The organism is Bremerella cremea (genome assembly GCF_003335505.1).
Classification (GTDB): Bacteria; Planctomycetota; Planctomycetia; order Pirellulales; family Pirellulaceae; genus Bremerella; species Bremerella cremea_A.
The window spans coordinates 1,184,362-1,209,580 of the sequence record NZ_QPEX01000010.1; the positions used below are offsets into that span (position 1 = coordinate 1,184,362).

At 55.0% G+C, this 25,219-nt stretch carries 26 protein-coding genes and 1 tRNA gene; 17 read left to right on the top strand and 10 right to left on the bottom strand.

Annotated features, from left to right (window positions below; genetic code table 11):
- Positions 1-11: 11 nt before the first annotated feature.
- The 3 genes from DTL42_RS05815 to DTL42_RS05825 all read right to left on the bottom strand — a co-directional run bounded on the left by DTL42_RS05815 (position 12) and on the right by DTL42_RS05825 (position 2,044).
- On the bottom strand, positions 12-359 hold the full coding sequence (locus DTL42_RS05815; protein WP_114367709.1) for a hypothetical protein: 348 nt from the start codon (positions 357-359) through the stop codon (positions 12-14).
- A gap of 20 nt (positions 360-379) precedes the next feature.
- A complete protein-coding gene (locus DTL42_RS05820; protein WP_114367710.1) occupies positions 380-727 on the bottom strand; it encodes a P-II family nitrogen regulator in 348 nt (115 codons plus the stop codon).
- A 78-nt stretch (positions 728-805) separates the two neighbouring features.
- Positions 806-2,044, bottom strand: a complete 1,239-nt coding sequence (locus tag DTL42_RS05825; RefSeq protein ID WP_114368022.1) for an acetylxylan esterase — start codon at positions 2,042-2,044, stop codon at positions 806-808.
- A gap of 518 nt (positions 2,045-2,562) precedes the next feature.
- On the opposite strand from DTL42_RS05825, the gene DTL42_RS26205 reads away from it, so the two are divergent.
- Positions 2,563-2,637: transfer RNA gene (locus DTL42_RS26205), tRNA-OTHER, on the top strand.
- Between the two features lie 27 nt (positions 2,638-2,664).
- Positions 2,665-3,258, top strand: a complete 594-nt coding sequence (locus DTL42_RS05830; protein WP_114367711.1) for an HNH endonuclease — start codon at positions 2,665-2,667, stop codon at positions 3,256-3,258.
- 98 nt (positions 3,259-3,356) lie between these two features.
- On the opposite strand, the gene DTL42_RS05835 is transcribed toward DTL42_RS05830, so the two are convergent.
- Complete coding sequence (locus tag DTL42_RS05835) at positions 3,357-3,821, bottom strand: MOSC domain-containing protein (RefSeq protein WP_114367712.1); 465 nt, start codon at positions 3,819-3,821, stop codon at positions 3,357-3,359.
- Between the two features lie 161 nt (positions 3,822-3,982).
- Between DTL42_RS05835 and DTL42_RS26210 the strand changes: the two genes are divergently transcribed.
- The 15 genes from DTL42_RS26210 (at position 3,983) to DTL42_RS05910 (ending at position 17,642) form a co-directional block, all read left to right on the top strand.
- Positions 3,983-4,297, top strand: coding sequence for a hypothetical protein (locus tag DTL42_RS26210; RefSeq protein ID WP_158545248.1), 315 nt, complete (start codon positions 3,983-3,985; stop codon positions 4,295-4,297).
- A gap of 148 nt (positions 4,298-4,445) precedes the next feature.
- Positions 4,446-7,805 carry an isoleucine--tRNA ligase gene (gene ileS, locus DTL42_RS05845; RefSeq protein WP_114367713.1) on the top strand — a complete coding sequence of 1,120 codons (3,360 nt, stop codon included), beginning with the start codon at positions 4,446-4,448 and terminating at the stop codon, positions 7,803-7,805.
- Positions 7,802-8,464 (top strand): phosphoribosylglycinamide formyltransferase, encoded by a 663-nt coding sequence (gene purN, locus DTL42_RS05850; RefSeq protein WP_114367714.1) that lies wholly within the window; start codon positions 7,802-7,804, stop codon positions 8,462-8,464. Before ileS ends, purN begins: the two co-directional genes overlap by 4 nt.
- A gap of 381 nt (positions 8,465-8,845) precedes the next feature.
- Positions 8,846-9,649, top strand: a complete 804-nt coding sequence (locus DTL42_RS05855) for a DeoR/GlpR family DNA-binding transcription regulator (RefSeq protein WP_114367715.1) — start codon at positions 8,846-8,848, stop codon at positions 9,647-9,649.
- Positions 9,650-9,673: 24 nt separating this feature from the next.
- Complete coding sequence (pduL, locus tag DTL42_RS05860) at positions 9,674-10,393, top strand: phosphate propanoyltransferase (RefSeq protein WP_114367716.1); 720 nt, start codon at positions 9,674-9,676, stop codon at positions 10,391-10,393.
- 229 nt (positions 10,394-10,622) lie between these two features.
- The gene (locus DTL42_RS05865) at positions 10,623-10,931 is read left to right on the top strand and encodes a BMC domain-containing protein (RefSeq protein WP_114367717.1); all 309 of its coding nucleotides are present in this window, start codon (positions 10,623-10,625) and stop codon (positions 10,929-10,931) included.
- A gap of 42 nt (positions 10,932-10,973) precedes the next feature.
- Positions 10,974-11,243, top strand: coding sequence for a BMC domain-containing protein (locus DTL42_RS05870; RefSeq protein ID WP_114367718.1), 270 nt, complete (start codon positions 10,974-10,976; stop codon positions 11,241-11,243).
- A 60-nt stretch (positions 11,244-11,303) separates the two neighbouring features.
- Complete coding sequence (locus DTL42_RS05875; protein ID WP_114367719.1) at positions 11,304-12,494, top strand: acetate/propionate family kinase; 1,191 nt, start codon at positions 11,304-11,306, stop codon at positions 12,492-12,494.
- 1 nt (position 12,495) lies between these two features.
- Positions 12,496-12,936, top strand: a complete 441-nt coding sequence (locus DTL42_RS27000) for a EutN/CcmL family microcompartment protein (RefSeq protein WP_114367720.1) — start codon at positions 12,496-12,498, stop codon at positions 12,934-12,936.
- A gap of 42 nt (positions 12,937-12,978) precedes the next feature.
- Positions 12,979-14,418 (top strand): aldehyde dehydrogenase family protein, encoded by a 1,440-nt coding sequence (locus DTL42_RS05885; protein ID WP_114367721.1) that lies wholly within the window; start codon positions 12,979-12,981, stop codon positions 14,416-14,418.
- Positions 14,419-14,425: 7 nt separating this feature from the next.
- Positions 14,426-14,686: a EutN/CcmL family microcompartment protein gene (locus DTL42_RS05890; RefSeq protein ID WP_114367722.1), complete on the top strand. Its 261-nt coding sequence runs from the start codon at positions 14,426-14,428 to the stop codon at positions 14,684-14,686.
- Between the two features lie 3 nt (positions 14,687-14,689).
- Entirely contained in the window at positions 14,690-15,355 is a 666-nt protein-coding gene (locus tag DTL42_RS05895) for a hypothetical protein (protein ID WP_114367723.1), read from the top strand.
- 12 nt (positions 15,356-15,367) lie between these two features.
- Positions 15,368-15,664 carry a EutN/CcmL family microcompartment protein gene (locus tag DTL42_RS05900; protein ID WP_114367724.1) on the top strand — a complete coding sequence of 99 codons (297 nt, stop codon included), beginning with the start codon at positions 15,368-15,370 and terminating at the stop codon, positions 15,662-15,664.
- Positions 15,665-15,749: 85 nt separating this feature from the next.
- Positions 15,750-16,622: a class II aldolase/adducin family protein gene (locus DTL42_RS05905; RefSeq protein WP_114367725.1), complete on the top strand. Its 873-nt coding sequence runs from the start codon at positions 15,750-15,752 to the stop codon at positions 16,620-16,622.
- A gap of 78 nt (positions 16,623-16,700) precedes the next feature.
- The gene (locus tag DTL42_RS05910) at positions 16,701-17,642 is read left to right on the top strand and encodes a lactate/malate dehydrogenase family protein (protein ID WP_105353549.1); all 942 of its coding nucleotides are present in this window, start codon (positions 16,701-16,703) and stop codon (positions 17,640-17,642) included.
- Between the two features lie 82 nt (positions 17,643-17,724).
- Here the strand turns inward: DTL42_RS05910 and DTL42_RS05915 are convergent, their stop codons facing one another.
- The 6 genes from DTL42_RS05915 to DTL42_RS05940 all read right to left on the bottom strand — a co-directional run bounded on the left by DTL42_RS05915 (position 17,725) and on the right by DTL42_RS05940 (position 25,192).
- Entirely contained in the window at positions 17,725-19,182 is a 1,458-nt protein-coding gene (locus tag DTL42_RS05915; protein WP_158545249.1) for a tetratricopeptide repeat-containing glycosyltransferase, read from the bottom strand.
- A gap of 414 nt (positions 19,183-19,596) precedes the next feature.
- Entirely contained in the window at positions 19,597-20,790 is a 1,194-nt protein-coding gene (gene argJ / locus DTL42_RS05920; protein WP_114367727.1) for a bifunctional glutamate N-acetyltransferase/amino-acid acetyltransferase ArgJ, read from the bottom strand.
- A gap of 25 nt (positions 20,791-20,815) precedes the next feature.
- Positions 20,816-21,829: an N-acetyl-gamma-glutamyl-phosphate reductase gene (gene argC / locus DTL42_RS05925; protein ID WP_114367728.1), complete on the bottom strand. Its 1,014-nt coding sequence runs from the start codon at positions 21,827-21,829 to the stop codon at positions 20,816-20,818.
- A gap of 192 nt (positions 21,830-22,021) precedes the next feature.
- Positions 22,022-22,672 (bottom strand): NUDIX hydrolase, encoded by a 651-nt coding sequence (locus tag DTL42_RS05930; protein WP_158545250.1) that lies wholly within the window; start codon positions 22,670-22,672, stop codon positions 22,022-22,024.
- Positions 22,656-24,266, bottom strand: coding sequence for a DUF6798 domain-containing protein (locus DTL42_RS05935; protein WP_114367730.1), 1,611 nt, complete (start codon positions 24,264-24,266; stop codon positions 22,656-22,658). Before DTL42_RS05935 ends, DTL42_RS05930 begins: the two co-directional genes overlap by 17 nt.
- Before the next feature lie 38 nt (positions 24,267-24,304).
- On the bottom strand, positions 24,305-25,192 hold the full coding sequence (locus DTL42_RS05940; protein WP_114367731.1) for an SMP-30/gluconolactonase/LRE family protein: 888 nt from the start codon (positions 25,190-25,192) through the stop codon (positions 24,305-24,307).
- Between the last annotated feature and the right edge of the window lie 27 nt (positions 25,193-25,219).

Below are 25,219 nucleotides of genomic sequence, written 5' to 3' on the forward strand. Positions count from 1 at the left end.
GCGGGCAGAAACTAACCGGCAGCTAGTTGTGTCAGAATGGTGCCAACTTTCTGGTGAAACTGCCCGTTGGTCAGCACATCGGCTCCGGCCTCTTTTGCTTGGGCCAGCAGATCGACTTGCACGTGCGGGCCGTGAACCAAGACACGTAGCTCTGGATGTTGCGCTTTGGCTTCTTGAATCGTACTGATTGCATCCCGTGCTGGCGGGTTCAAGTCGACAATCAACGCGATTGTTTCGTCGTTGATCGATTCCAAGAGCCCTTTCTTCGAGCCAATCACCTTCAAAGCAATCCCTTGAGCATTGGCAGGGCCTTGGACACGGGAGGTCGACATCAAGTCGGCGGTAAAATAGAGAATCACTGGATATCCTAGCTCGAGGCTTAAACTGCGGAAGGTCCGCGTTCCTTGCCCCCGATTTGCACAACTTGTTCGATCGGAATAACGAGAATCTTGCCGTCGCCAATGTTCCCTTCCACTCCGGTACGAGCCACATTCTCGATGATGGCCAGCGTCCGTTCGAGGAAATCGTCGTTCACTGCGACTTCAACAATCACTTTCCGTAACAGATTCGTCTGATATTCAATCCCGCGAAATGTAGCCGTTTGGCCGCGTTGCCGTCCGTAACCTTCGGCATCGAAAACCGTGAGGCGTTCGACAGCAACTTCCGCCAGGGCAGTCCGTACGCTGTCCAACTTCGTCGGTTGAATTACGGCGACAATTAGTTTCACGCTAGGAACTCCGGCGGGAATCGAGATATAGATACTCGCTGTTCTACCAAAAGACCCCGGCAGCCCGCCAGATGGCGGTTACTCTGCCTTCTTCATAACGTGGGCATCGGCAAACTGCATGTAGCGTTGCCAATCAGAAGCTAGAACATCGTGCTTGCCGGGGCGAACAACATACCCCAGGCGGCTCAAGACCGGCTGGTCAACCTTGGGCATCTCGTCAATCGCCAGGCCTTCTACCCCCAGCAATTCATAAACGGGACTGGCATAGTGGGCCGAGAGAAACTCGCCATGCGGATCGGCCCAACGATCTTCCTCGGCACTGCAAACCAAGCAGGGACGAGGCGCGACCAATGCGATCAACTCGTGCTGATCGACCGGACAAGCATCTTCGTTGTGGTTGTACTTTGTGAAGTTATCGCAGAACCAATGCGGGAACGACGTGTTAATCCGCTTAACCGATTCACCAAAACGACGTCGCGACAAAGCCGCCCCACCGCAGCCCGAGTTATTCGAGATAACCGCCGCAAAACGAGGATCGGTTGCCCCGGCCCAAAGCGCCGTTTTCCCCAAACGCGAGTGCCCCATGGCAATCACTTTCGAGCCGTCAATCTCTTTATCTTGTTGCAAGTAATCCAAAGCCCGGCTCATTCCCCAGGCCCAAGCGGCAATGCTACCCCATTGATCTGGTTTCGGCTGAGTCTGACCATCTTCGTAAAAGTAAGGGTGGATGCCATTTTGAAATTTGTCGTCGAAATCAGGATCGATGTCTCCGTAATAGGCGGTTGCCAACCCGTAGCCATTTTCCACGATCATCTCGACCGGCCAACGTGAAGTGCTCGCGCCACGCAGTTTTTCTGTCGGCTTGTGATCGTCGACACCTTTTTCAGTACTATTTCGTAACCAGCTTTTCGGCAATTGAATCGCAGGATCGTCTTGAATCGAGGCATTACCAAAGAAATTCAGCGTCATGAACGTCGGAACCGGCTGATCGGTTTTCGGCAGATACACTAATAGATTCAGAACCGGCCCCTCTGGATCGTCCGTCAAACGAATGGCCACCTGCCGCCGACGAGCTTTGCCCGCAAGTGCATCGTCGGACGTCTCGATCACCTCGAACGAAAGCTTATCAGGGGCTGCCGGCGACTTGCCATAGACATCTTTCTCGAACAGCTTCAACAGTTCAGGCCGCCGGATCTCGTTCCAGGTCTGGGCCGATTCAATCTTCGTTCCATCGGCCGCCACGAGCGGATCTGGCAGGGTGAACTTAGGCACATCGGCTTCGTCGTAAATGACTTTTTCTTGCTGCGCGTGAAGCATAGGGGTGGCCGACAGGACAAGGGTAAGGCAGGAAAAAACAAACGAGCAGCGTTTTCGATATCTCATGACAGATCTCAAGCGAGTAGGAAAATCAAAGGCGGGAGTTCAGCGAAGTCGCTTCATTCTAACGCTTCGTGCCAAGCAGCCCCAGCAGTTTTTCCCTTGTTTGTGAACCCTGCCGGGGGATTTCGGTCCTTTTAGGCAGCAGGCAGAGAAGCCGTTATTGCAACAAGGATTAAGGGCGAGAAAAGTGGAGAGAGCAGGTAGCCATCGACATGTTATCGACAATTTTTCCACGTTTTGCCGTACCCTTCGCACCCCCTTAACACAATTGGCCTACAGTCCCGCTAATTCGGCCTGAGACACCTTTCGCAGGTTCCCCTGAAAAAATGGTGTTTTTGGTCGGAACTATGTTATGTTGAAGGTCTTACACGTCGGACTACCGAACGCGAGCGGTCGGGGTCCATACGTTGCATCCCCTTCCTAGCCCCAACGCCTACTTATTTTTCGTTGTATTGGCAGCCGTGGCTCGGTGGCACGAGTGCTTTCTGACATGCCTGAAAGTGTGTTCGGTTCGAATCCGATCGGCTGCCTTCCGAAACGAGGGAGAAACCAGATTCATGTCGGTGTTATTGGAGAGGCCCACGCTTGTCCTCAACCGCAACTGGCAACCTGTCGGTGTGGCTTCGGTGGCTCGTTCGCTGACGCAAGTCTTCAGCGGTACGGCCCGGGTTGTCGACCCACATAGCTACCAGTTGTATACGTGGGAGGACTGGTCGAGATTGGCCCCAGGCAAGGATGAGCCGTTCATCTCTTCGCAGTTGCTCAAGATCCGCATTCCGGAAGTTGTCTCGCTAGTCAATTACGACCGCATCCCGCGGAACACAGTGACATTCAGCCGCCGGAACGTGTTTAAGCGCGACCAGTACATGTGTCAGTACTGCGGTTCGCGGCCTGGCAGCGAATACCTTACGATCGATCACGTGACGCCACGCAGCAAGGGAGGCGAATCTTCCTGGGAAAACTGCGTGCTCGCTTGTGTCGACTGCAATCATCGCAAGGCGAATCGTACCCCGGTCGAAGCCCACATGCCGCTTCGCAAGGATCCGATCCGTCCGAAATGGACGCCCGTTTACGCGGCCAGAAGGGTCAGGATCGAGTCTTGGAGTAAGTTCGTTAGCGAAGCTTACTGGGACACCGAACTCGACACCTAACAGGCCTGGATGACAAACCGTTATCGAGGCCTGTTTCTTAATGTTCTGAGATAAAAAGAAAAGATCCCCGCCGAGATTTTAGGCTCGTGGGGATTTTTTTATGGACTGCTTGCTTGGCAGATGACTTCCGCTTCAGCCTCACAGCACACCATCCCAGGCGTAACGACACTGGCGAAGTATCCCCACCAGCCTGCCGAATTCAGCGAGGTCGCTTCTGTGGCGGCATCGATTGCATGGCACGGCTGCCACCGTTTTTCGAGACAAACCTCTGCTTCTCCGATACGTAAACAGTCGCCGGGAGAAAGTTGTTGCAGGTCGATGCCTGCGAGCGTGATGTTCTCTCCCACACTGCCAGGGGGAAACGATGGGACATCGTCCGCGAATCGCTGAAGAAGCTCCAGATTAAACAGGGTAACGGCACGCTCACGGGCATAGTGCTGCTCGTAGCGATGGCCATCCCCTTGAAATCCTTGCGGCGTCAACACTGCGGCAGCAACCGCAGTGCGGGGAATTCCACCATTAGAGAGACAAACGGCTACGACCTGACCGCGTGGTAAATTCATGGGTTATCACCGTAAATGCTTCCGAGGCCGGAGTTTTCGCCAGCGCGGTGGTTGACGAGACAGGGGTCTGGCTTTTCTAATCTCAGGATTCGGTTTCCATTCTGCGAGCTCCCCGTACCCGCGCATATAGCGCTTCCGTTTTATTCGACCGAAGGTTTGTAATGTCTGAAGACACCCTCCAGTGGCCACTTCCGTATGGCAGCTTTCCGTCTGATTCGATTGTAGCGACCGATGACGAATACGACGAAGATGTCGAAGAGGATTTCGATGAGGATGACTTCGACGACGATTTCGACGAAGACTTCGAGGAATTCGAAGACGAAACCACTTCCGATGAAGATAATTTCGAAGACGACCTAATCGAAGAAGATGACGACGATGAAGGCTTCGAAGAAGAGTTCTTCGATGATGAGGAAGAATCGGAAGACTCCGATTCCGACGAAAAAGAAGAGGAAGAAAAGGAAGATGACGACTAGAGGGCCTTGCAGCTGAACCTAGTGTTATCTCCATAGGTCTAATACGGAGGCCACGTCTCAGGGCGGGCCTTCGACTACTTTAGGATTCCGTGCAAGGAGCAACGACGCTCCTTGCTTGGTTTAATGCCTCCGAGGAAGATGAGATTCGATGTTTGAAAGCATCCCGCAGCATGTTTCGTTTCCCGCCCTGGAAACCCAAATCCTCGACTATTGGCAAGAGAACCAGATTTACGAGAAGTCCCTGGCAGCTCGCGCCGGCAGCAAGCCGTTCGTCTTCTACGAAGGCCCCCCCACTGCCAATGGGATGCCACATCCAGGGCACTGCTTAACTCGCGCGATCAAAGATGTCTTCCCCCGTTATCGCACCATGCGGGGTTATTACTGCGAACGCAAAGCGGGCTGGGATACGCACGGCCTACCAGTGGAAGTGGAAGTCTGCAAAGAACTCGGCATCCACTCGAAGGAAGAAATCGAAAACTACGGCGTCGAACCGTTCATCCACAAATGCCAGGCCAGCGTCTGGCGTTACATGCAAGAGTGGGAACGTTTAACCCAACGCCTCGGCTTCTGGGTCAACCTGGAAGAAGCCTACGTTACCTACCACAAAAGCTATGTCGAAAGTGTCTGGTGGTCGCTAAAGAATCTGTACGATCGCGGGTTGCTGTATCAAGGCCATAAGATCGTCTGGTGGTGGGCTCAGGGTGGCACGGCGCTGAGCAGTGGCGAAGTGGGGCAAGGTTACCGCAAAGTGGCCGACCCCAGCGTGTATGTCCGATTCCCACTTGTGGATGAAGAAGATACCTCCCTGCTCGTTTGGACAACCACGCCTTGGACGCTGCCGAGCAATCAGTTCGCGGCCGTTCACCCCGAGTTGACTTATGCGACCGTCCAAGACGAAGAATCTGGCGAGAAGCTGATTGTCGCCGAAGCTTTGGTTGAAACGATCGCCGCCAAGGCCAAGCACAACTGGAAGGTGATCGAAACCCAAAAAGGGGAAGCCCTGCTGGGCAAGCGGTATCGCCCACCATTCGATTACTACTACAAAGACCTCGGCAACACGCTAGGTACACTCAAAACCGGCGAGAAGCAGCATATCGCCTGGCGAGTTGTTGCCGCTGACTTTGTCACCATCGACAGCGGAACTGGCCTCGTCCATCAAGCCCCAGCCTTTGGTGAAGTCGACTACGAAGTCCTGGCCAACGAGCAAGATCGCTTTGAACAAGGAGAAGGGCCATCGCTGATTTGTAGCGTCGGTCCCGATGGTAAGTTCACCGACGAAGCCCCCGACTACCAAGGACGCTGGGTCAAAGAAGCCGACAAAGACATCTCGCGCGAACTGAAAGAGCGTGGCATCCTATTCCTGCTCGATCAATACCTGCACGATTATCCCTTCTGCTGGCGGGCAGAAGACGATCCGCTCATCCAGTATCCGCGCGAAAGCTGGTTCATCCGCACGACCAAATTCAAAGACCAGATGTTGGCTAACAACCAGCAAATCAACTGGCTACCAGAACATATCCGCGACGGACGTTTCGGCAACTTCCTAGATAGCAACGTCGACTGGGCCCTCTCGCGCGAACGTTACTGGGGCACACCACTGCCGATCTGGGTTTGCCAGGAAACCGGCAAGGGAGAAGCGGTCGCCAGCTATGCCGAACTGCAAGAGAAGCCTGGTGCCACCGGTTTCGAGGTCTGGGAAAAGGCCAAAGCAGAAAACCCCGACTTAGTCGACGACTTGATGATCCACAAGCCGTACATCGACGAGATCACCTACGACTCGCCGTTTGCTGCAGGGGCACGAATGAAGCGTGTGCCGGAGGTGATCGACTGCTGGTACGACTCCGGGGCAATGCCGTTCGCCCAGTGGGGCTATCCGCATAAGGGGGAGAAAAACTTCGACGCCCAGTTCCCTGCCGACTTCATCAGCGAAGCCATCGATCAGACGCGAGGTTGGTTCTACAGCCAACTTGCGATCAGCACGCTGCTGTTCGGCAACGACGAAGAAGGCAAAACAAAACCGCACGCCTATCCGCATCCGTTCAAGAACTGCATCGTGCTTGGCTTGATGCTGGGCGAAGACGGGCAGAAGATGTCCAAAAGCAAGCGGAACTACCGCGAGCCGACGGAGATCTTCGATCGTTACGGGGCCGATGCGCTGCGGTGGTACCTGTATGCCAACCAGCCACCGTGGACCTCCATCCGCTACAACGAACAGTCGATCAAAGACAGCATTCCGGAGTTCCTCCTTCGCCTTTGGAACGTCTACAGCTTCTTCGTGATCTACGCCAACATCGACGGCTTCGAGCCGGAAAAATCGGTGACCGATCTTGCTGCCGGCCTGGCCAATCACTTCGACGGAGCTCAAGGAGCACGCCCGGTCGCCGAGCGGAGCGAACTTGATCGCTGGATTCTCAGCGAACTCAATCGCATGATCGAAACGGTTACTCACCGCATGGACGCCTACGACAACTACAACGCATGTGCTGCGATCAACGAGTTCGTCGACGGGCTTTCCAATTGGTACGTTCGCCGCAGTCGCGATCGTTTCTGGGCGAAAGACAAGCAGTCGGCTGACAAGCTGGATGCCTATTGGACGCTGTACGAATGCCTGCTGACTACCTGTCAGGTGATCGCCCCGTTCGTCCCGTTCCTTTCCGACACGCTGTGGCAAAACCTGGCGGGTGTATTCGGTGAAAAAGCCGCTTTGAGTGTTCACTTATGCGACTTCCCCGCAGTCGATACCAAGGCCATCGACACGCAGCTTTCCCAACGCATGGCCCTGCTGCGCGAGATCGCCTCGCTCGGTCGTCAGGCACGCATGAACGAGAAGCTCAAAGTTCGCCAACCGCTGTCAAAAGTGGAAGTCGTCCTGGCCGACAACACGCACTGCGACTGGCTCGAATCGCACAGTGCCCTGCTCTGCGAAGAACTGAACGTCAAAGAAGTCGCGTTCACGCAAGATGCCGACGAGTACATCAACTACCAAATCCAGCCCAACTTCAAACGGCTTGGCCCACGCGTTGGTAAACTCTTGCCAACCGTGAAAAAGATACTTGGCCAGACCGACGCCACTGCCCTTTTAAATACCCTGCAGACGGCTGGTGCCTTTACGCTGACCATCGAAGGAGAAGCCCTCACCTTCGATAACGAAGACATTCAAGTTCGCTTGACCGCCAAAGAAGGCTGGGCCGCCGCACAAGGAAAATTGTGCGTGGTGGTGCTCAATACCGAACTAACGCCAGAGCTGATCCAAGAAGGGTACATCAAAGACCTTGTGCGGCTGATCCAAGACAAGCGAAAAGAGCTGGACCTGGAATACACGGCCGAAATCGAGGTCGGAGTCGTCACGGAATCTGCCGATGTGAGTTCTGCGGTTGAGAAATTCACCGACTACATTCAAAGTGAAACACTGGCCACCAGCGTTCGCAGCCAAGCCATTGCTGATATCGAACCGATCACCACGACTATCGCTGACAGCGAAGTTCGCATTTACGTGAAACAAGCATGACGCAACCAGCGCCGATATTCACGAAGCACACTGCGGACAACCCGCTGAAAATTGCCGTGCTGATTTCAGGTGGCGGGACGACCTTGCGCAACCTGCTAGAGCGTATCGAACAGGACAAGCTCCCTTTGGAGGTGGTGTTAGTTGTTTCTAGCAGCCGTGCGGCAAAAGGAATGGTTTACGCCGAAGACGCGAACATCCCTTGCAAGATCGTCACGGTGCAAGACCACCCAGAGATCGCTGACTTCTCGGCCGACATCTTCCATGCCTGCCGTAAAGCAGGGGCCGAGTTGGTCGTCATGGGAGGCTTCCTGAAACAGGTTGCCATCCCCGCCGACTTCGAGAACCGAGTGGTCAACATCCACCCGTCGCTGATCCCTTCGTTCTGCGGCGCTGGTTTCTACGGCAGCCGCGTCCATATGGCCGTCCTCGAATATGGCGCGAAGGTCAGCGGTTGCACGGTTCATTTTGTCGACGATCACTACGATCACGGCCCCATCATCAGCCAGGCGGTCGTTGACGTTCTGCCTGACGATTCTCCTCAAACCTTGGCCGAGCGTGTTTTCGAAACCGAGTGCCAAGCCTACCCGGCCGCCATTACCGCCCTCGCGGAAGGTCGTGTCGCGATCGCTGGCCGCAAAGTCACCGTCTCACCTCGCTAAACGGCCTCGCAATTGCTAGCAGCCACAAGACTTGCGCTTTCGCATACGCGCCTTGCTGCGCACTACAATTACCCCAAAGCTCCTAAACATCGATGACAGCTTATTGAAAGAACTCTTTCACTGGATGACGTAATTCTTTCACTCAAAGATCTCTCAAGCCTTTTTCTGCCTCCAGAACCGGTTCCATTTATCCTAATCGTACGTTAAGTGGGGCATTTTTGCGTTTTAGCGAAGAAATAGGACGGCGTCAGGCCACAAAGATGTGAAATCTGAAAGAATTATGGCATCATCTGATTGATTGTTGGCAATTAGGAATGCATAATCTAGGTGTTTTAACTCGGTTGAGTTAACCACCTCTCTCAAGCCCCCAAGCTTCCCCACATGCAAGTGGACGTCCGACGAACACGACTTTTGGAATTGGTGCGAGCCCGTGGGTTCGCCTCGTTGCCAGAGCTCGCGCAAGAGTTGGAGGTTTCCGAATCGACCGTCCGGCGCGATGTGGAACAGTTGGAAGAAGCTGGGTCGGCTCGCAGGACGCACGGGGGAGTTTTTTATACCGGCCCTTCCCCCAACTTGCCCCACTTCGAGCTTCGCCACGAAATGCAGTGGAGCAAGAAACGGCAAATTGCTCGGGCTGCGGCGCAGCTGATCGAAGAAGGTGACACGGTCATCCTCGACGGTGGCAGCACAACTTACGAACTAGCTCAGATGCTGGTTGGACGCACCTTGCAGGTCGTGACCAATTCGTTGCCGGTGGCCAACCTATTTATGGCCAGCAGCACAACCGAATTGATCTTGTTGGGTGGTTACGTTCACAGCGCCACCGGCGTTTCGCTGGGGCCTTACGCGAACGAAATGATCTCGCGTCTAAGTGCCCGGCGAGCTGTTTTGAGCGTGGCCGGCATTACCCAACAAGGCCTGTACAACAGCAACCTCCTGCTCGTTGAAACCGAGCGGGCCATGATGAAAGCTGGCGGCGAGGTAATTATCGTTGCCGACAGCACCAAGTTTGGCCGACAAAGCTTGGCTCAAATGTGCGAACTATCCGAGGTCGACAAGCTCGTGGTGGATCACGAGATCTCGGAAAGTTGGCAACAACAAGTCCGCGACGCCAACGTAGAGTTGATTGTCGCTCCTGCCGAATTGGCCATCATCGAACGTCCGGTTTCCCACAAAGCCAGTTAACCCCGAATTGGGTTCCAAATAACGATGAGTTCCTCGCTCAACCTCGATCAAGCCACCATCGAACAGATCGTACGCCAAATCGTTCTTTCGCAGAGCGGTGGCGATCCGATTCATCCGGTTTCGGTTCAGACCCCTGCTGCCCCGAAATTGGTCGTCAGCATTTCGGCTCGTCATATCCATTTGACCGACGCCCACGTCGAAACGCTGTTTGGTCCTGGCCACGTGCTGACCCCCATGAAAGATCTCTACCAAGACGGCTTTTACGCCGCCGAAGAGACCGTCATGGTCGTCGGGCCACGTCGCCGCATGCTCGAAAAAGTCCGCGTGCTTGGCCCGACCCGCGACTATAGCCAAGTGGAACTGGCCTTCACCGATGCGATTTCGCTCGGCATCGAGGCCCCGGTTCGTGCCAGCGGCAAAATCGAAGGCACCCCCGGCTGCGTGCTGGTTGGGCCGAAAGGTGCCGTGCAACTCGATCAAGGTGTCATTCGCGCCGAACGCCACGTTCACATGAATAACCGTGATGCGGAGTTCTACGGCGTGAAGAACGGCGACCGCATGAACCTCCGAATCACTTCACTCGGCTGCACCACTACGTTTGAAGACCTCCTGGTCAGAGCCGACGGTGTCAGCAAGTTGGAGGTTCACATCGACACCGATGAAGGCAACGCGTGCAACCTAGACGCCGCCACCGAGATCCAACTGCTCAAGCAAGAACCCTGCGGCTGCAAAACAAAACATTAAAACCCTCGCGTCCATCTTCTGTGGTTCGCCTTTGCTGCTGAACACGGAAGACGGACACACTTGAAAATATTTACGCTTTCGTTGGTCTCCATGATTTTGCCACTTTGAGACCTCGCCCGAGACCAGCGAGAGCGTTTTAAATCGATCCCTGTTTTTTTGAAGATATCGCATCGGTTTTCGATGCGAATTGAAGTAACGGTTTCCTTTTTTGTTCGGGAGATTAAACCCCATGGCGAAAGTAATGGAAGCGTTGGGCATGATTGAAACCAAAGGTTTTGTGACCTTGGTGGAAGCCACCGACGCAATGTTGAAAGCAGCCAACGTGACGTTCGTTGGTTGGGACAAAGTTGGCAGCGGCCTGGTTTCCGCTTTCATCACCGGCGACGTCGCCGCTGTGAAGGCTGCCACCGATGCTGGTGCTGCTGCTGCCGGTCGTTTGGGCGAAGTCGTCAGCGTGCAAGTTATTGCTCGTCCGCACGAAGACATCGGTATTGTTCTGCCCCCGCCAGTCAAGACGGTCTACACCTCGGCTGAATAGTCTCCTCCCCACTTAAGAAACATCCGCGAAGGAACATTTTCCATGCAAAACGCAATTGGTTTGATTGAAACCAAGGGTTTGGTTGGTTTGGTCGAAGCGACCGACGCCATGGTGAAGGCCGCGAACGTGAAAATCGTAAAGCGCGTCAACATCGGCGGTGGCTTGGTTTCGACGGTCGTCAGTGGCGACGTTGGTAGCGTTCGTGCTGCCGTCGAAGCTGGTGCGCATGCCGCTCAGCAAGTTGGCGAACTGGCCGGTAGCCACGTTCTGCCTCGTCCGGCTGAAGGTTTGGTCGACGTTTACTTTAGCTAAACCGTACCATCCCAGCCGTAACCCCACGGAGCATCCCCAGGCGAAAGGAGTCCAAACGCGATGAAGGTTCTCGTAGCAAATCTCGGCTCGACTAGTTTTAAGTATCGCTTGTTCGATATGGACAGCGAAACGCAATTAGCCCGAGGTGGGATCGATCGAATTGGATCTTCTGAAAGTTCCTGCAGCGTGCAGATTGGCGATTGGCAAGAAGAAGTCACGGCGCATGTCCCCGACCATGCCGTGGCCGTTCGCAAATGCCTCTCGCAACTGACCGATGCAGAGCACGGCTGCCTGAAAGATGCCGCAGAGGTTTCGGCCATCGGCTTTAAAGCGGTCCACGGTGGACGAGTATCCGGCGTACAGCGGGTCACCAACGACGTTCTCTCGGCGATGGCCGAGATGAACCCAGTTGCCCCGGCCCACAACCCGCCTTATATCGCCGCCATGCGATTACTTTCCGAGCAACTGCCGGAGATTCCGCTAGTTGCCGCCTTTGAAACCGGTTTTCACGCGACGATTCCCGATCGGATGCGTTACTACGGGATTCCCAAATCGTGGTCAGACGAATTCCAGATCAAGAAGTGGGGCTTCCATGGTGCCAGCCATCGTTTTATCGCCACGCGAAGTGCCGAACTGTTGGGACGCGACGATTTGCGAGTCATCTCGTGCCACCTAGGTGGAAGTAGCAGTATTTGTGCGATTCGCAATCGCCAAAGTGCTGGCAGTTCCATGGGTATGAGCCCGCAAACCGGCTTGCCGCAGAACAACCGTGTCGGCGATTTCGATCCGTATGTTTTGCCCATGTTAATGGACAAGACCGGCATGAGCCTGAACGAAGTGCTTGCCCACCTGGGTAGCCATGGTGGTCTGCTCGGCGTGAGTAACGGGCTCAGTGGTGACATGCGAGACCTGGAACAAGCCGCCGCCGCAGGCAACGCCGACGCGCAATTGGCTTTGGACATGTTCACCAGCGAAGTTCGTCGCTACTTGGGCGGCATGTTGGTGGAACTAGGCGGAGCCGACGCGATCGTCTTTACCGGCGGTATCGGCGAGAACGGAAAGCAATTGCGAAAAGACGTATGTGCCAACTTGCAAGAGTTGGGAATCGAACTGGACGAAGCAAAGAACGATTCCGCCAAGGGAGAGGCTTCCATCCATTCGGCAAACAGCAAAACGCAGCTGTGGGTTATTCCGACCAACGAGGAAATCATCGTTGCCCGGCAGACCAAGCAGTTGCTGGAGTCGACCTAAGATGTTTATCGCCAAGGTAACCGGTTCGGTCATTGCCACACAGAAAGTCGACACGATGGTCGGCCACCGCTTATTGGTGGTCGAGCCGTATCGATTGGAAGCGAAAGATCGTCAGTCGTTGGTCACCACCGGTCGTACCTTCGTCGCCGTCGATATGCTCGGTAGCGGCGTGGGAGACTTCGTGCTGATCACGCAAGGTTCAAGCGCTCGATTGACGCCTGAAACCAAAAGCCTGCCGATCGATTGCGTCGTGATCGGAATCGTCGATCGAGCTCACGTCGATAGCCTGTGCATTTATGACCGGGCCAAAGATGAGTCGTCCGACGAGCCGCCGAAACAACCAGCGAAGCCGAAAGCCAAACCGGCTCCGGTGAAGAAAAAAGCGACTGCCCAGCAGCCTGAATCGCAGCAACAGCCATCCGAGAACGACTCAGAGAGTTAGTCGGCAACCATATTCACGTGCTGACGTGAGGATATCATCATCATGCAATTTGACGAATCCATTATTCGCAATGTCGTAGCCCAGGTGCTCGCCGAAGTCGGCAAGGCCCCTCCGGTAACTTCCGGTTTCAAAGGACGCTATGGCATCTTTGATTGTGCCGACGAAGCGGTTCGTGCCGCTCGTGAAGCATTCGAGAAACTCTCGGAACGCACCATCGAAGATCGCAAGCGAATCATCGATCACATCCGTCGTATCTCGATCGACCAAAAGGTCGAGCTAGGCACGATGGAAATGAACGAAACCAAGATCGGCAAACTCGCGCACAAGATCGAGAAGCTGGAACTGCTGGGTCGCAAGACACCTGGTGTCGAGTTTCTGCGAAGCGAAGTCTATAGCGGCGACCATGGTCTGGCTGTGATCGAACATGCTCCGTTTGGCGTGATCGGCTGTATCACCCCGGTGACGCACTCGCTGCCGACAATCACCGGCAACGCCGTCAACATGATCGCTGGCGGTAACACGCTGGTCGTCAATCCCCACCCTGGCGGCAAGAAAGTGGCCGCTGAAGGTGTTCGTCGCTTCAACAAAGCGATTTACGACGACCTGGGCATCGACAACCTGATCTGTGTGATCGCCGAACCGACCCTCGAATCAGCCGACCTCATTTTCCATCACCGCGACGTGGCCATGATCTGCGTCACCGGTGGTCCGGCGGTTGCTCGGGCGGCCCTGAATAGTGGCAAGAAGGCAGTCGTCGCCGGTCCTGGTAACCCACCGGTAGTGGTTGACGAAACGGCCGACCTCGATCGGGCGGCTCGTAGCATCATTCAAGGTGGTGGCTACGATAACAACCTGCTGTGCATTGCCGAGAAAGAAGTGTTCGTCGTCAACTCGGTTTTTGATGAACTGATGCGAGCGATGGAACGTGCCGGTGCCGTTCGCTTGAATTCCAGCGAAATCGATCGTCTGACTTCCGTCGCGATTACCGAAGTCGGCGAACCTGGCAAGACCAAGCAAGTCGCCGCTAAAGAGTTCATCGGCCAAGACGCCGCCGTCCTGGCTCGTGCCGCTGGCAAGAACATTTCGTCAGATGTCGAGTTGGTCTTCGGCGAAACGGACGAGCAAAACCCATTCGTCCCCGTCGAACAGATGATGCCCTTTATTCCCTTTGTTCGTTGCCACGATGTCGACGAAGCGATCCAGAAGGCGAAGTACTACGAACATGGCTTCCGCCACACGGCCATCATCCACAGCAACAACGTTCGCAACATGAGCAAGATGGGCCGTGTGATGGACACAACTTTGTTCGTTAAGAACGGACCAAGTCCTGCGGCCCTTGGTGTCGGAGGGGAAGGTTATATTTCGTTCTCCATCGCCACCCCCACCGGCGAAGGCGTCACCACTCCGCTGACTTTCACGCGGGAACGACGCTGCTCGTTGATTGACGATTTGTGCATCCTGGGCCATCCGGCGAAAGGTTAGACCCTAGATGAATACGGCACGCGTGGTCGGTACCGCCACCAGCACGGTCAGGCACGTCTCGATGCGAGGCTGGAAGCTGCTGGTGGTGCAACCGCTGCAGGTCGACGGCATTACGCCCGATGGCTACCCACTGGTCGCGGTCGATGCCGTCAACGCAGGGCCAGGCGAGTTGGTAATGATCACCAGCGATGGCAAATCAACCTCCGAACTTTTGAACTACCCCCGTACACCGGTCCGCTGGACGGTAATCGGAATTATTGACGAATAAAACGTGCAGTCCCCATTCAATAGCCAAGAAATCGAACGCCTTGTCCGGCTAGTCGTCGAACGTCTAGTCCAGGAAGGGGCCAACGTTGGAAAAGCCACGGCGCAACCGGCTTTGCCGGCTGGCGAGTTGCGGCTCGATTCCAAGCTGATCACGATTTCGTCGCTGAAAGGGAAACTGAACGAAGCAACCACAGTACTGTGCGTTCCGACCAAAGCGGTGGTTACGCCGGCGGTGAAAGACGAACTAAAAGATCGTGGTATCCGCTTGCGTCGTGCCGATCAGGCTGATTGCGGCTTCGAGGTACAAACCCCGGTTGTCGTCAACGCGGCGAAGCAAACGACTTCGCCAGCCTGGAACAACGGGGGACGAAGCGAAACGATTGGCAACCTGAAACTGGCCGTCCAGCGAGCAACCGCTTTAGCTGGCAGCGACAAGATGGTCGTGATCCTTTCGGAACAACCCGAAGTCATTGCCGTCGCGGCGAACCGCCAAAACGGTATCCGAGCTATGGTTGCCTGCGAGAGTCACGATTGGAAATCCGCTGCGGAAAGCCTCGGTGCGAACGTCATCGCTTGCCACCCAGGCCACTGGAACGACAACGTAGTTCCCCGCTTGCTGAACACCTTGTGGAACCTGCGTGGAACCGCCGCGCCCGATTGGTTGAAGTAAACGAGACACACTATGCGTATCGCCAAAATCATCGGCAAAGTCACGCTCAGCCGCACGGTTACTGAATTCCAGGGTGCCGTACTGAAGCTGGCCGTACCCATGATGCTGAGCGATATCGAAAACGAAAATACTCCGCTGGACGACCTACTTGTCGTGTACGACGAACTGGGCGCTGGCAACGAGAATTACATCGCCTTGAGCGAAGGGGGAGAAGCGGCCCAACCGTTCTACCCCGAAATGAAGCCGGTCGACGCTTACAACGCGGCCATTTTAGACACCGTGGATATCCGTTACCGGCTAAACCAATAAGTTCCCTCCCTCTTCCCCAGAGAGAGGAAACTGAAATTTCAAATCACAATAACACGTTACCCTTGATTGCGAGCAACGAATCGGCATGACGAACGTTCACAAAATCAAACAAGATATGTGCGATATCGGCCGGCGAATTTATGCCAAGGGCTTCGCCGCCGCTAACGATGGCAACATCACCGTTCGCGTCAGCGAGAACGAAGTTCTTTGCACGCCGACGATGCACTGCAAAGGCTTCCTCAAGCCGGACGATATTTCCACAATCGATATGACCGGCAAGCAAATCGCGGGACGCAAGCCCCGTTCTAGCGAAGCTTTGCTGCACTTGGAAATTTACAAGCAGCGTGAAGACGTCAAGAGCGTCGTTCACTGCCACCCGCCGCACGCCACCGCATTTGCGATCGCTCGCGAGCCGATCCCGCAATGTGTGCTCCCGGAAGTGGAAGTCTTCCTGGGCGACGTGCCAATTACCAAGTACGAAACCCCTGGCGGTCAGTCGTTCGCCGATACGATCATTCCGTTCGTCGATCGTACCAACCTAATTCTGCTGGCCAACCATGGTACGGTTAGCTACGGCGAAAACGTCGAGCGTGCCTACTGGTGGACCGAAATTCTGGATGCCTACTGTCGTATGCTGATCCTGGCTAAGCAGTTGGGTCACGTCGAATTCCTGAACGAGAAGAAATCGCGTGAACTGCTCGACCTGAAGGACAAGTGGGGCTGGAGCGATCCACGCAACACCGAACAGTACAAAGATTGCGATATCTGTGCGAACGATGTCTTCCGCGATAGCTGGCAAGATTCCAACGTGCAACGTCGTGCCTTTGGTGCCCCAGAACCAATGGGAGCCAAGGCCGCCGCGAAGCCCGCGGCAACTAGCGGTGGTAGCTCAGACCAGGAAGCGCTGATCCAGATGATCACCCAGCGCGTGATGGCCGAACTGTCGAAGCACTCGTAACCTCCTGCCCTTTCGCTCCTCAATCCAGAGAGCGTTCCAGCTAACCCGACAAACATCCCATAGCTAGAGAAAAGACAGATGAAAGTTAGCATCATTGGCGGCGGTGGCCTGGTCGGTTCGTGTGCGGCGTTCGCGTTGCAGTGCAGCGGCATCGTTCGTGAAATCGCCTTGCTCGACGTTAACGCCGACCTAGCTGGCGGCCAAGCACTCGACCTATTGCATGGTGCCCCCAGTACGGCCGACCAAATCATTTCCAGCGGTAGCTACGAGCACATCCCCGACTCCGACATCATTTGCATCACCGCCGGCCTACGCCGTAAGCCCGACGAAAGCCGCTTGGACCTGATCAACCGCAACGTTGACCTGTTCCTCACCATTCTCGATTCAATCAAGAAGGTCGGTTACAAGAAGGACGCGATTGTCTTTGTCGTCTCGAACCCGGTCGACATCCTCACGTACCTGGCCTCGACACGGCTCGACCTTCCCACCAACAAGGTGATTGGTCTGGGCACGCAGCTCGATACCATCCGTTTCCGGGCCTTGATCGCCCAGCACTGTCAGCTTCCACCAACTCAGGTCAAAGCTTTGATCCTCGGCGAACATGGCGATAGTATGGTGCCGATCTGGTCTTCCGCTTCGGTCAACGGGCTACCGCTTGAAAAGTTCCCCGGTTGGAATCCGAATGCCGCCAACGAACTGTTCACCCGCACCAAGGGCTCTGGCGCAGAAGTGATCAAGAAGAAAGGTGGCGCTGGTTTCGCCGTTGGTATCGCTATTCGCGATGTGATTGACGCGATTGCTTTAGACAGTCACCAGATTCTGCCGATCTCCAGCATTCAAAACGGCTGCTATGATATCCGCGATGTGGCCCTCAGTGTGCCAACGGTTGTCGGCAAAAATGGTGTCGAAGCAACCTATCAACTTGATCTATGGCCGAAAGAAATCCAGGCCCTGCGACGCAGCGGTGGCGTCCTTCGCGAGACACTAACCACGGTTCTCAACCGAGTTGGCCGCTCGTAGCTCGCTACTTGCAATCAAGAAACAGAAAACGGCGGATTACCTTTGATTGGCAATCCGCCGTTTTTTTATGTTCCACTGGTTGTTAGCCCGCTTTGACCGAAGTCTTCTTCAGATAATTAGGGCCTCGCAGTAGGGCTTGGGCTAAGTCGTCTGGCTCGGTGTTGCTAGGCTCGCGTTGTTTCCAAGCCTGCAACACTTCTCGTGCCGCATCTTGTTCCTCTAACGCAACGAGCGTCGTGGCGTACCAACGCAGGCAAAGCGTTTCGCGCGAGCCCTGCTGATAAGCAGCTTCCAAGTAGGGTCGAGCGGAAGTCCAGTTCTGCTGAGCTGCCAGCGCCGCCCCACGAACCGCACTTCGCATGGCTTCCAACTTGGGATAATCGGCCGGAAGACGCTCTAGTTCGGCAATGGCCTCTTGACGTCGCCCATGCTTCACATACATTTCGATCACTTGACGACGCAACCGGACGGAATGAGGACAATCCTTTAACGCTTGCACCAAAATTTCTTCTGCTTGTTCTTGCTTCCCACTGGCATGGGTCGTGATCGCCAGACAAGATGCCGCAATTTCGTCGATATCGTCAATGTGCCACGATTCGAGATTGATCTGACCGTATTTGTAGGCGGTCTCGAACGAACGACGCGCTAGTTCTAAGTGCCCCTTGGTCTGCAAATAGCCTCCTACGGCACAAAGCAGTTGGGCATCGAGCGGAAATATCTCTAACGCGGTCATGCAAGTTTGAATCTGCAGATCAAGCGAATCCGCCTGAGAATCGAGCGCCGTTAAAATGCCGTAGAACGCCTCGAGCATTTCTGCCGAACCATGCTCTGCCAAGCGACATGCTTGCTCGAAAAACATGAGTGCGTTTTGTTGATCGTTCAATGCTTGTACGGCATCCGCCATGCAAATCATCAGACGGGCATTCGGACCGGTTTCTTTGATCTCTAATTCAACCAGCTTCGCGTCACGTTGGGCTCGCTGCTTTTTCCAATTCGTATCGTTCTCGATAGCGTTTCGTTGAATCAGAAAAGGAACCGCTTCGATTCCCATGCCACATTCCGCCAGTGCTGGCACCAACGATTCGCGGACGCGACCTTCGTAGCGAATACCAGGATGATTCGGATGGAGACGGACTTGGCCAATCTGTTCGCTGCCGATCGTGCCGGGGGCTTGCGGAGCCCGCACCAGCAAGACGTAAGCGGTCATGATGTCGACTTGTGTATTCACAAACTCACGCAAGCGGGCGGCATCTTCTTCGCCGATCGTTTCCCCCACATCAAGCCACAAAATCCATTCGCCCGTCACATGGGCTAAGGCTGCATTGCGTGCTTCGCCGAAAGAATCTTGCCACTGGTGAGGCACAACGCTTACGGAGAACTCGTCGATAACCGACGCGATCGCGGCAGGTTCTCCCAGGTTCAGCAGCACGATTTCATCAACAATCGGCTGAACGCTGGTAAGTGTTTCGCGAATCAGGTCCGTTTCCTCGTTGACGACAAGGACGGCGGTCAGTTTGCGGTTCCGGGCTTCCTTGGTCATTGCAGACGAATACCTCAGGGACATAACAGTGGCGTAGATTTGGCGTGCATGATGGGGTTCTATAGGCTCGGTGGGGTAAACCAAGCCCATCATCAACGGCTCTCTATTTCATGCCGTCGCGAGAGTGTATCGATAGTAGCCAACTACGCAAAGACGAATTTGTGCTAGCAGCGGATAGCCGTTGCTTTCAGCATGGCACGGACAAACTAGATACCAGCACGCACCAACCGCTATTTTTAAAGTAGAGGCACAACCAACAAGGCGATGAAGTGGTTACTATTCGGCATCACAAAAAACAGGGGCGAGTTATTAACTCGCCCCTGTTCAAAGTCATTTTACCCTACCATCAGCAAACGCCTGTCCGCTTCCTGTCATGCTCAGCATGATCTGCGGGAAGTAGTTTGCTTGAAGTGATTACGTGCGGTATTCCGAGTTAAACCGGACGTATTCCACGGTTAAATCGCTCGACCAATAGCGGACCTTGGTGTCCCCTTCGGTGAACTTGAGGGTCACGTTGGTCTCGAAGTTATCTTTGATCGACTGGCTGACCGTCTTTTCGTCGAACTTGACCGGGGTACCTTCTCGGTACAGAAGATGCCCGTTGACAACAAGCTCCATTCCCATCGGATCGAACTTAACCCCTGAGTAACCAGCCGCCGAGACGATTCGTCCCCAATTGGGGTCGCCGCCGGTAATCGCCGTTTTGACCAGGGCACTATCGGCCACCGTTTTGGCGATTCGAAGAGCGTCGTCCCGGTTTTTGCAACCTTCGATGTTGATCTCAATCAGGTGCGTCGAGCCTTCCCCGTCTGCCGGAATTTGCTTGGCGAGATCTTCGCACAACTGATGCAGTTCGGCTCGGAATGTATCGAGCGATTCGCCGGCAAGTTCCCCCGTTTCGGCCTTACCGCTTGCCAACAGCAGCAAGGTGTCGTTCGTGCTGCGGTGGCCGTCCACGGTGATACAGTTGAACGTGTCGTTAGTGACATCGGTCAACAGTTGTTTCGCCTGGGCTGGGCTTAGCTCGGCATCGGTTAGCACCACGGACAGCATCGTGGCCATGTTCGGGGCGATCATCCCCGCACCTTTGCACATGCCGACTAACTTGACCGGCTTGCCGTTGATCTCGCACTGGCGTGCCGCGACTTTTTTGCCTTTGTCGGTGGTCATGATTCCCCGAGCAGCGGCATCAAAGTGGCTTTCGTCTGTGCCAAGTCGCTGGAAGACTTCGTCCAGGCCGGTGCGAATTTTTTCCATCGGCAGATGATGCCCGATGATACCGGTCGACATCGTCAAGACTTGATCGGCAGAGACGCCGACCTTGCCAGCGACGATTCCGGCTAACTCAGCGTTGTCCTTATCGCCTTGCTCGCCTGTGCAAGCGTTGGCATTGCCCGAGTTGGTGATGACGGCGCGGATCTTATCGGAAGGGGTGCGTGCCCGATCCCAAACCACCGGCGCGGCCACAACCAGGTTCGTCGTGTAGACGCCAGCGGCAACCGTATCCTCGTCGCAGACAATCAACGAGAGGTCTTCTTTGTTCGGGTTTCGCTTCACACCACAGTGAAAGCCACCCATTTGAAATCCAGCGGGAATTGACGAACTCATCCTCTATTCTTCCTTCATCTTCCGATCAAAGCAAAGCAGTCGTTTCAGCGAACCCGTACATCAAATTGAAGTTCTGAACCGCTGCGCCTGAGGCACCTTTAATGAGATTATCGATACACGAAATAGTAACGACTCGGTCTTTCACACGGCGGACCGTGATGTCGCAGAAGTTAGTACCGGCAACATGCTTGGTCGCAGGCAAATCACTACGAACGCGAACAAACGGTTCATTTTGATAAGTCTCTTCCAGCAGGGCGAGCAGTTCCTTTTCCGACACATCCTTCTCAGGCAGCGCGTAACAAGTACATAAAATCCCGCGATCCATCGGCACCAAATGCGGGGTGAAGATCACCGTGGCGTCTTTGCCAGAGTAGACGGTCAAATTCTGTTCGATCTCTGGCATGTGCCGATGGGTGCCCACGCCGTATGCCGCAAAGCTTTCGTTGCATTCCGGATACAACGTTCCCAGCTTTGGGGTCCGTCCTGCTCCGCTGACACCACTCTTGCAGTCCGCGATAATGCCGTCAGGACGGATCAAACCGTTCTTCAGCAGTGGTGCTAACGCCAGGGAAACACCGGTCGGATAGCAGCCTGGGTTGGCCACCAATTGCGCCTCGGCGATTCCTTCTCGAAACAGTTCCGGTAGGCCGTAAACGGTGGTCTTCATCCGTTCCGCATCGGGATGTTCGGCACCGTACCACTGGCTGTAGACGGCGGGGTCGTTCAGGCGGTAGTCGGCACTCAAATCGACAACCTTCATGCCGGCATCCAAAAGCTCGGGGATGACCGAAGCCGAAGCGGCATGAGGCAAGCAGCCGAACACACAATCGCAACGTTGGGCCAATTCAGCTGTGCCCCAATTTTCGAGGTGCAAATCAAGCACCTTGTGAAACTGCGGATGGATCGAACTTAGGTGCGGACGATCTTCGCTCCGGGTCGTAAGTGCCGTAACTTCGACTTCCGGATGGCGAACCAAGATTTTTAGCAGTTCGAGCGCGGTGTAACCCGTCGCTCCCATAATTCCGACACGTACCGTCATGCCTAGCTAACCTAATTATTGTCGCCCACGTATTGCGTACCGACTGCTTAGTATAAGGGACCACGCGTCGGCGACCATAGGTAGGGAACGCGGACACGCTGATGCAAGCAGGTATCGATACGAATCGAAAGCGATTTGGACGCAAGAAGTAGGGTGTCTACCTTGACTGGTAGGCACCAACACCCAGGGCGGTTATTTGGCCGAAGTGAGAGCTTGCCCCAATTCGACCAACATACGCAAAGTCGCACCCCACACGCGTTGTCCGTCGACACTCAAATGAGGGGCGGAAAATTGAACGCGGCGGCGAGTGACCTGGTGCATGCCGAAGTTCCTGGGGTCCATTAGCTGGGTAACGGGTAAATAAAGAAGGGCCGCGACCTCTCTTGGGTCTGGCTTCCACACCGGCATAGAGGTTTCTAAGGCGACAAAGGTTCGCACTTTGTGATTACTGGCCCAAACATTTGTAGGAGGCAACTCCCCTACGACTGCCTTGGCCGCGACTAAATGCCCCGTTTCCTCATTAAATTCTCGCAGTGCAGTCGTAAGAGCGGTCTCGCCTGGCTCGCGGCGGCCCCCTGGCAGGGCGATCTCACCGGCATGAATTCCTTCGGTTTCGGCCCGCACCATCAGGGGAATCATCCAGCGACCTGACGTATCGGGATAAATCAAAATCAGGTTTGCGGCTTGCCGAGTTCTCGGATACGCAGGCCCAATGTGTCGGCCGTACGAAAGGTTAGGCGATGTATGCCGAAGGTGTGGGAAGTGCGTCTGAGATAATCCCAACGTCTGCCGCAACTTAGCCGCCCAACGGCCAGACGAATTGTCGCTAAGGGGTGACTTCATAAACTTCGTAGCTCGCATTCTCAGCAGGATCGACCGGATATATCCGCTGAAAGCTCCACTCGATCGGAACATGATCGCGACGGGCGATTACTTGATCGACCACCACATACTTCAGGCCATATTTTTCAACCAAGTCGCGGACGTTCTCTTCCGTTAGCCCTGCCAGACTCAAGGTGTTTCGATTATTGATCGAACGCCACTGCACGGCTCCTCGCCGCCACCGCCACTCCAGCAAGTTCATGTCATCCTGTGGGACATCTTTCGTCGTCACGACTTCAGCCCGCTGAGCGTACCACTTGAAAGTCGATTGCATCCGGGGCGTCAGAAAGATTGCCTCTGGCGGCGTGTTCTCACGAATCCATGCCCCCACTTCTTGCCAAGCAGTCGGATCACTCACCAACGTACTTTGATCAGCGGGGCCGGCCGTGGCCGTCCAGCGGTCGGCGATGCGAACCAATAACCCTACGGCAACGAGCAAGCAAACCGCCACCAAGACACCGCGTGCCACCGTGGGCAATTTAGCTCGGTGCAGTTGATATAAAGCCAAAAGGTTAATGCTGAGCCCGATCGGCACCATCACGTCGGCAATGCGGTACCAATACAGCCGCAGCAGCTTGGCCGCCGAGAGGTAATCGTTGAGCACAAAGACAAAGTACTGATCGATAAACACGCCAATCAACACCAGTACGACGCTGCCCGCGACAACCCCATTGACCAGGCGGGCCTTGTCGTGATTACGCAGCAACCACGCCGTCCCAGCCCAGGCGAATGTGGCTAAGGTAAATCGCAGCTTAAAACTGAGGGAAAACGAATGCACCACCAAGTGGTGATTCAAGCGTTCGTAAACATAGTAGTAACTCGCCAAAGCACTATCTTCCGGAGCCACCCCACGGTCCAACAGCAGCAGCGGAACAACGCCCACCAACGCGATTGCCCCACCGGCAAACAGGCCTGGCCAAAAAGACCGGATCGTCGCTCGTTGCCGGGGGCAGACTAGCCAGCAGAACATCAAGCAAACGACCATCCAGCCCCCTACCAGCACATGAAACGCACTCGCGATGCCCAGCAGAATCCAAGCTCGGTTCCAGCGACCTGATAACGCATCGCCGATCCCCCAGAAGGCGAACGCATAAGCAAAACACTTTGCCTCGACGCCCCCAATCAACCACTCGCCGGCCATGTGCAAGTAATAGACACCGGCCAGCCCCATGGCCATGCCGTACAAGCCAGCCCAGGGCAAATCGGTTACCTGTGCAATCATCCGCCGCCAAGCCACCGCAATTGCAATCCAGCAGAGCCAACGACCGATCCAAGCCGCTACCGGAAACGAAACCAAAGTCGTGATCCAACCGAAACTCCAATAAAACACGCCATGGGCGTCGCCAGAGTTCAAGAAGTGATCATCCGGGCACCAAGCGGGATTCCAATAGTGCCGCGCTTTGGCCAAGTAGTGAGCCTCGTTTACCTCTGGGGTCAACGGGCCGACAAACAGAAAGAACAGCAGCACAATCGCTCCGATTTCGATCCACTTCCGCCAGAAGTCTGCACGGAGCTCGGCCGCAGTGGGCGGAGGGAAAGTGGTCGTATCGTTCATGGACGGCTTAAAACGGCTGGCAAGGAGCGAAGGAAACGTTACTGATCGTCTACTTTACCATACCGCAGCCCGGTCGCTTGGGTCAGTCGGCGATAAATTCCCCCACCACTTGTCACGTACAACGTATCGAGCTTCGGCCCAGCAAAGACAACATTGGCCACGAAGTCACCACTGGGCTTGCTGAACACGCCACTAATCCGTGCCGTGGAATCAAACATTTGCAGTCCTAAATCAGTGGCAACATACAAGCGTCCTGCCGAGTCGACCGTCATGCCGTCGCCCTTGCTAGGGGCGTCCTTGTGTCGCACACGACAAGCGTAAACAGGGGCACCGTAGCTAAGCGTTCCGTCTTCTTCCACGCGGTAGGCAATCAAATTCTTCCCTGCCGAGTCCGAGACCACCAGCGTTCCTTCTTTGGGCCATAAGATGATTCCGTTCGGAGCTGCGATATCTTGGGCAACCACCTGTTTCTCCCCATTGGGGCGTACGAGCCAAACCTGATGCCCTGGTGTGTCGGTGCAATAGATATTGCCGTTGCTGGCAACAACCAGATCATTCGCCCCGAGATCATCGGCAATGACTTCCACGTTTCCCTTAGCATCGAAGGCCACGATTCGGCGATTGAAGTATTGACTGCCATACAAACGACCATCGGGGCCAAACATCAACCCGCTGGTTCCTCCCTGCCCTTCCGAAAAGGTAGAAAGCTGCTTGGTGGCATGGTCAATCTTCAGCACGAGTTGCCCGGGGACATCGGTGAAATAGATGTTACCCTCGGCATCGACAGCAGGTCCGTCCGTAAACTTGTACCCATCGGCAACCAATTCCCAACCTTGCCCGTCGATCAGAACATCGCTAAGCGGCATATCTTGGGCAAACGCAACGCAGGGCAAACAACACAACACAGCAGCGATAAGCAAACGCATACAACCACATCCGATAAAAAGCGAAAA

Coding starts and splice junctions, on each gene's coding strand:
- DTL42_RS05825 (WP_114368022.1), bottom strand. CDS start 2,044: ATGCTTCACGCGCAGCAAGAAAAAGTCATTTACGACGAAGCCGATGTG.
- DTL42_RS05830 (WP_114367711.1), top strand. CDS start 2,665: ATGTCGGTGTTATTGGAGAGGCCCACGCTTGTCCTCAACCGCAACTGG.
- DTL42_RS05835 (WP_114367712.1), bottom strand. CDS start 3,821: ATGAATTTACCACGCGGTCAGGTCGTAGCCGTTTGTCTCTCTAATGGT.
- DTL42_RS26210 (WP_158545248.1), top strand. CDS start 3,983: ATGTCTGAAGACACCCTCCAGTGGCCACTTCCGTATGGCAGCTTTCCG.
- ileS (WP_114367713.1), top strand. CDS start 4,446: ATGTTTGAAAGCATCCCGCAGCATGTTTCGTTTCCCGCCCTGGAAACC.
- purN (WP_114367714.1), top strand. CDS start 7,802: ATGACGCAACCAGCGCCGATATTCACGAAGCACACTGCGGACAACCCG.
- DTL42_RS05855 (WP_114367715.1), top strand. CDS start 8,846: ATGCAAGTGGACGTCCGACGAACACGACTTTTGGAATTGGTGCGAGCC.
- pduL (WP_114367716.1), top strand. CDS start 9,674: ATGAGTTCCTCGCTCAACCTCGATCAAGCCACCATCGAACAGATCGTA.
- DTL42_RS05865 (WP_114367717.1), top strand. CDS start 10,623: ATGGCGAAAGTAATGGAAGCGTTGGGCATGATTGAAACCAAAGGTTTT.
- DTL42_RS05870 (WP_114367718.1), top strand. CDS start 10,974: ATGCAAAACGCAATTGGTTTGATTGAAACCAAGGGTTTGGTTGGTTTG.
- DTL42_RS05875 (WP_114367719.1), top strand. CDS start 11,304: ATGAAGGTTCTCGTAGCAAATCTCGGCTCGACTAGTTTTAAGTATCGC.
- DTL42_RS27000 (WP_114367720.1), top strand. CDS start 12,496: ATGTTTATCGCCAAGGTAACCGGTTCGGTCATTGCCACACAGAAAGTC.
- DTL42_RS05885 (WP_114367721.1), top strand. CDS start 12,979: ATGCAATTTGACGAATCCATTATTCGCAATGTCGTAGCCCAGGTGCTC.
- DTL42_RS05890 (WP_114367722.1), top strand. CDS start 14,426: ATGAATACGGCACGCGTGGTCGGTACCGCCACCAGCACGGTCAGGCAC.
- DTL42_RS05900 (WP_114367724.1), top strand. CDS start 15,368: ATGCGTATCGCCAAAATCATCGGCAAAGTCACGCTCAGCCGCACGGTT.
- DTL42_RS05905 (WP_114367725.1), top strand. CDS start 15,750: ATGACGAACGTTCACAAAATCAAACAAGATATGTGCGATATCGGCCGG.
- DTL42_RS05910 (WP_105353549.1), top strand. CDS start 16,701: ATGAAAGTTAGCATCATTGGCGGCGGTGGCCTGGTCGGTTCGTGTGCG.
- DTL42_RS05915 (WP_158545249.1), bottom strand. CDS start 19,182: ATGACCAAGGAAGCCCGGAACCGCAAACTGACCGCCGTCCTTGTCGTC.
- argJ (WP_114367727.1), bottom strand. CDS start 20,790: ATGAGTTCGTCAATTCCCGCTGGATTTCAAATGGGTGGCTTTCACTGT.
- argC (WP_114367728.1), bottom strand. CDS start 21,829: ATGACGGTACGTGTCGGAATTATGGGAGCGACGGGTTACACCGCGCTC.
- DTL42_RS05930 (WP_158545250.1), bottom strand. CDS start 22,672: ATGAAGTCACCCCTTAGCGACAATTCGTCTGGCCGTTGGGCGGCTAAG.
- DTL42_RS05935 (WP_114367730.1), bottom strand. CDS start 24,266: ATGAACGATACGACCACTTTCCCTCCGCCCACTGCGGCCGAGCTCCGT.
- DTL42_RS05940 (WP_114367731.1), bottom strand. CDS start 25,192: ATGCGTTTGCTTATCGCTGCTGTGTTGTGTTGTTTGCCCTGCGTTGCG.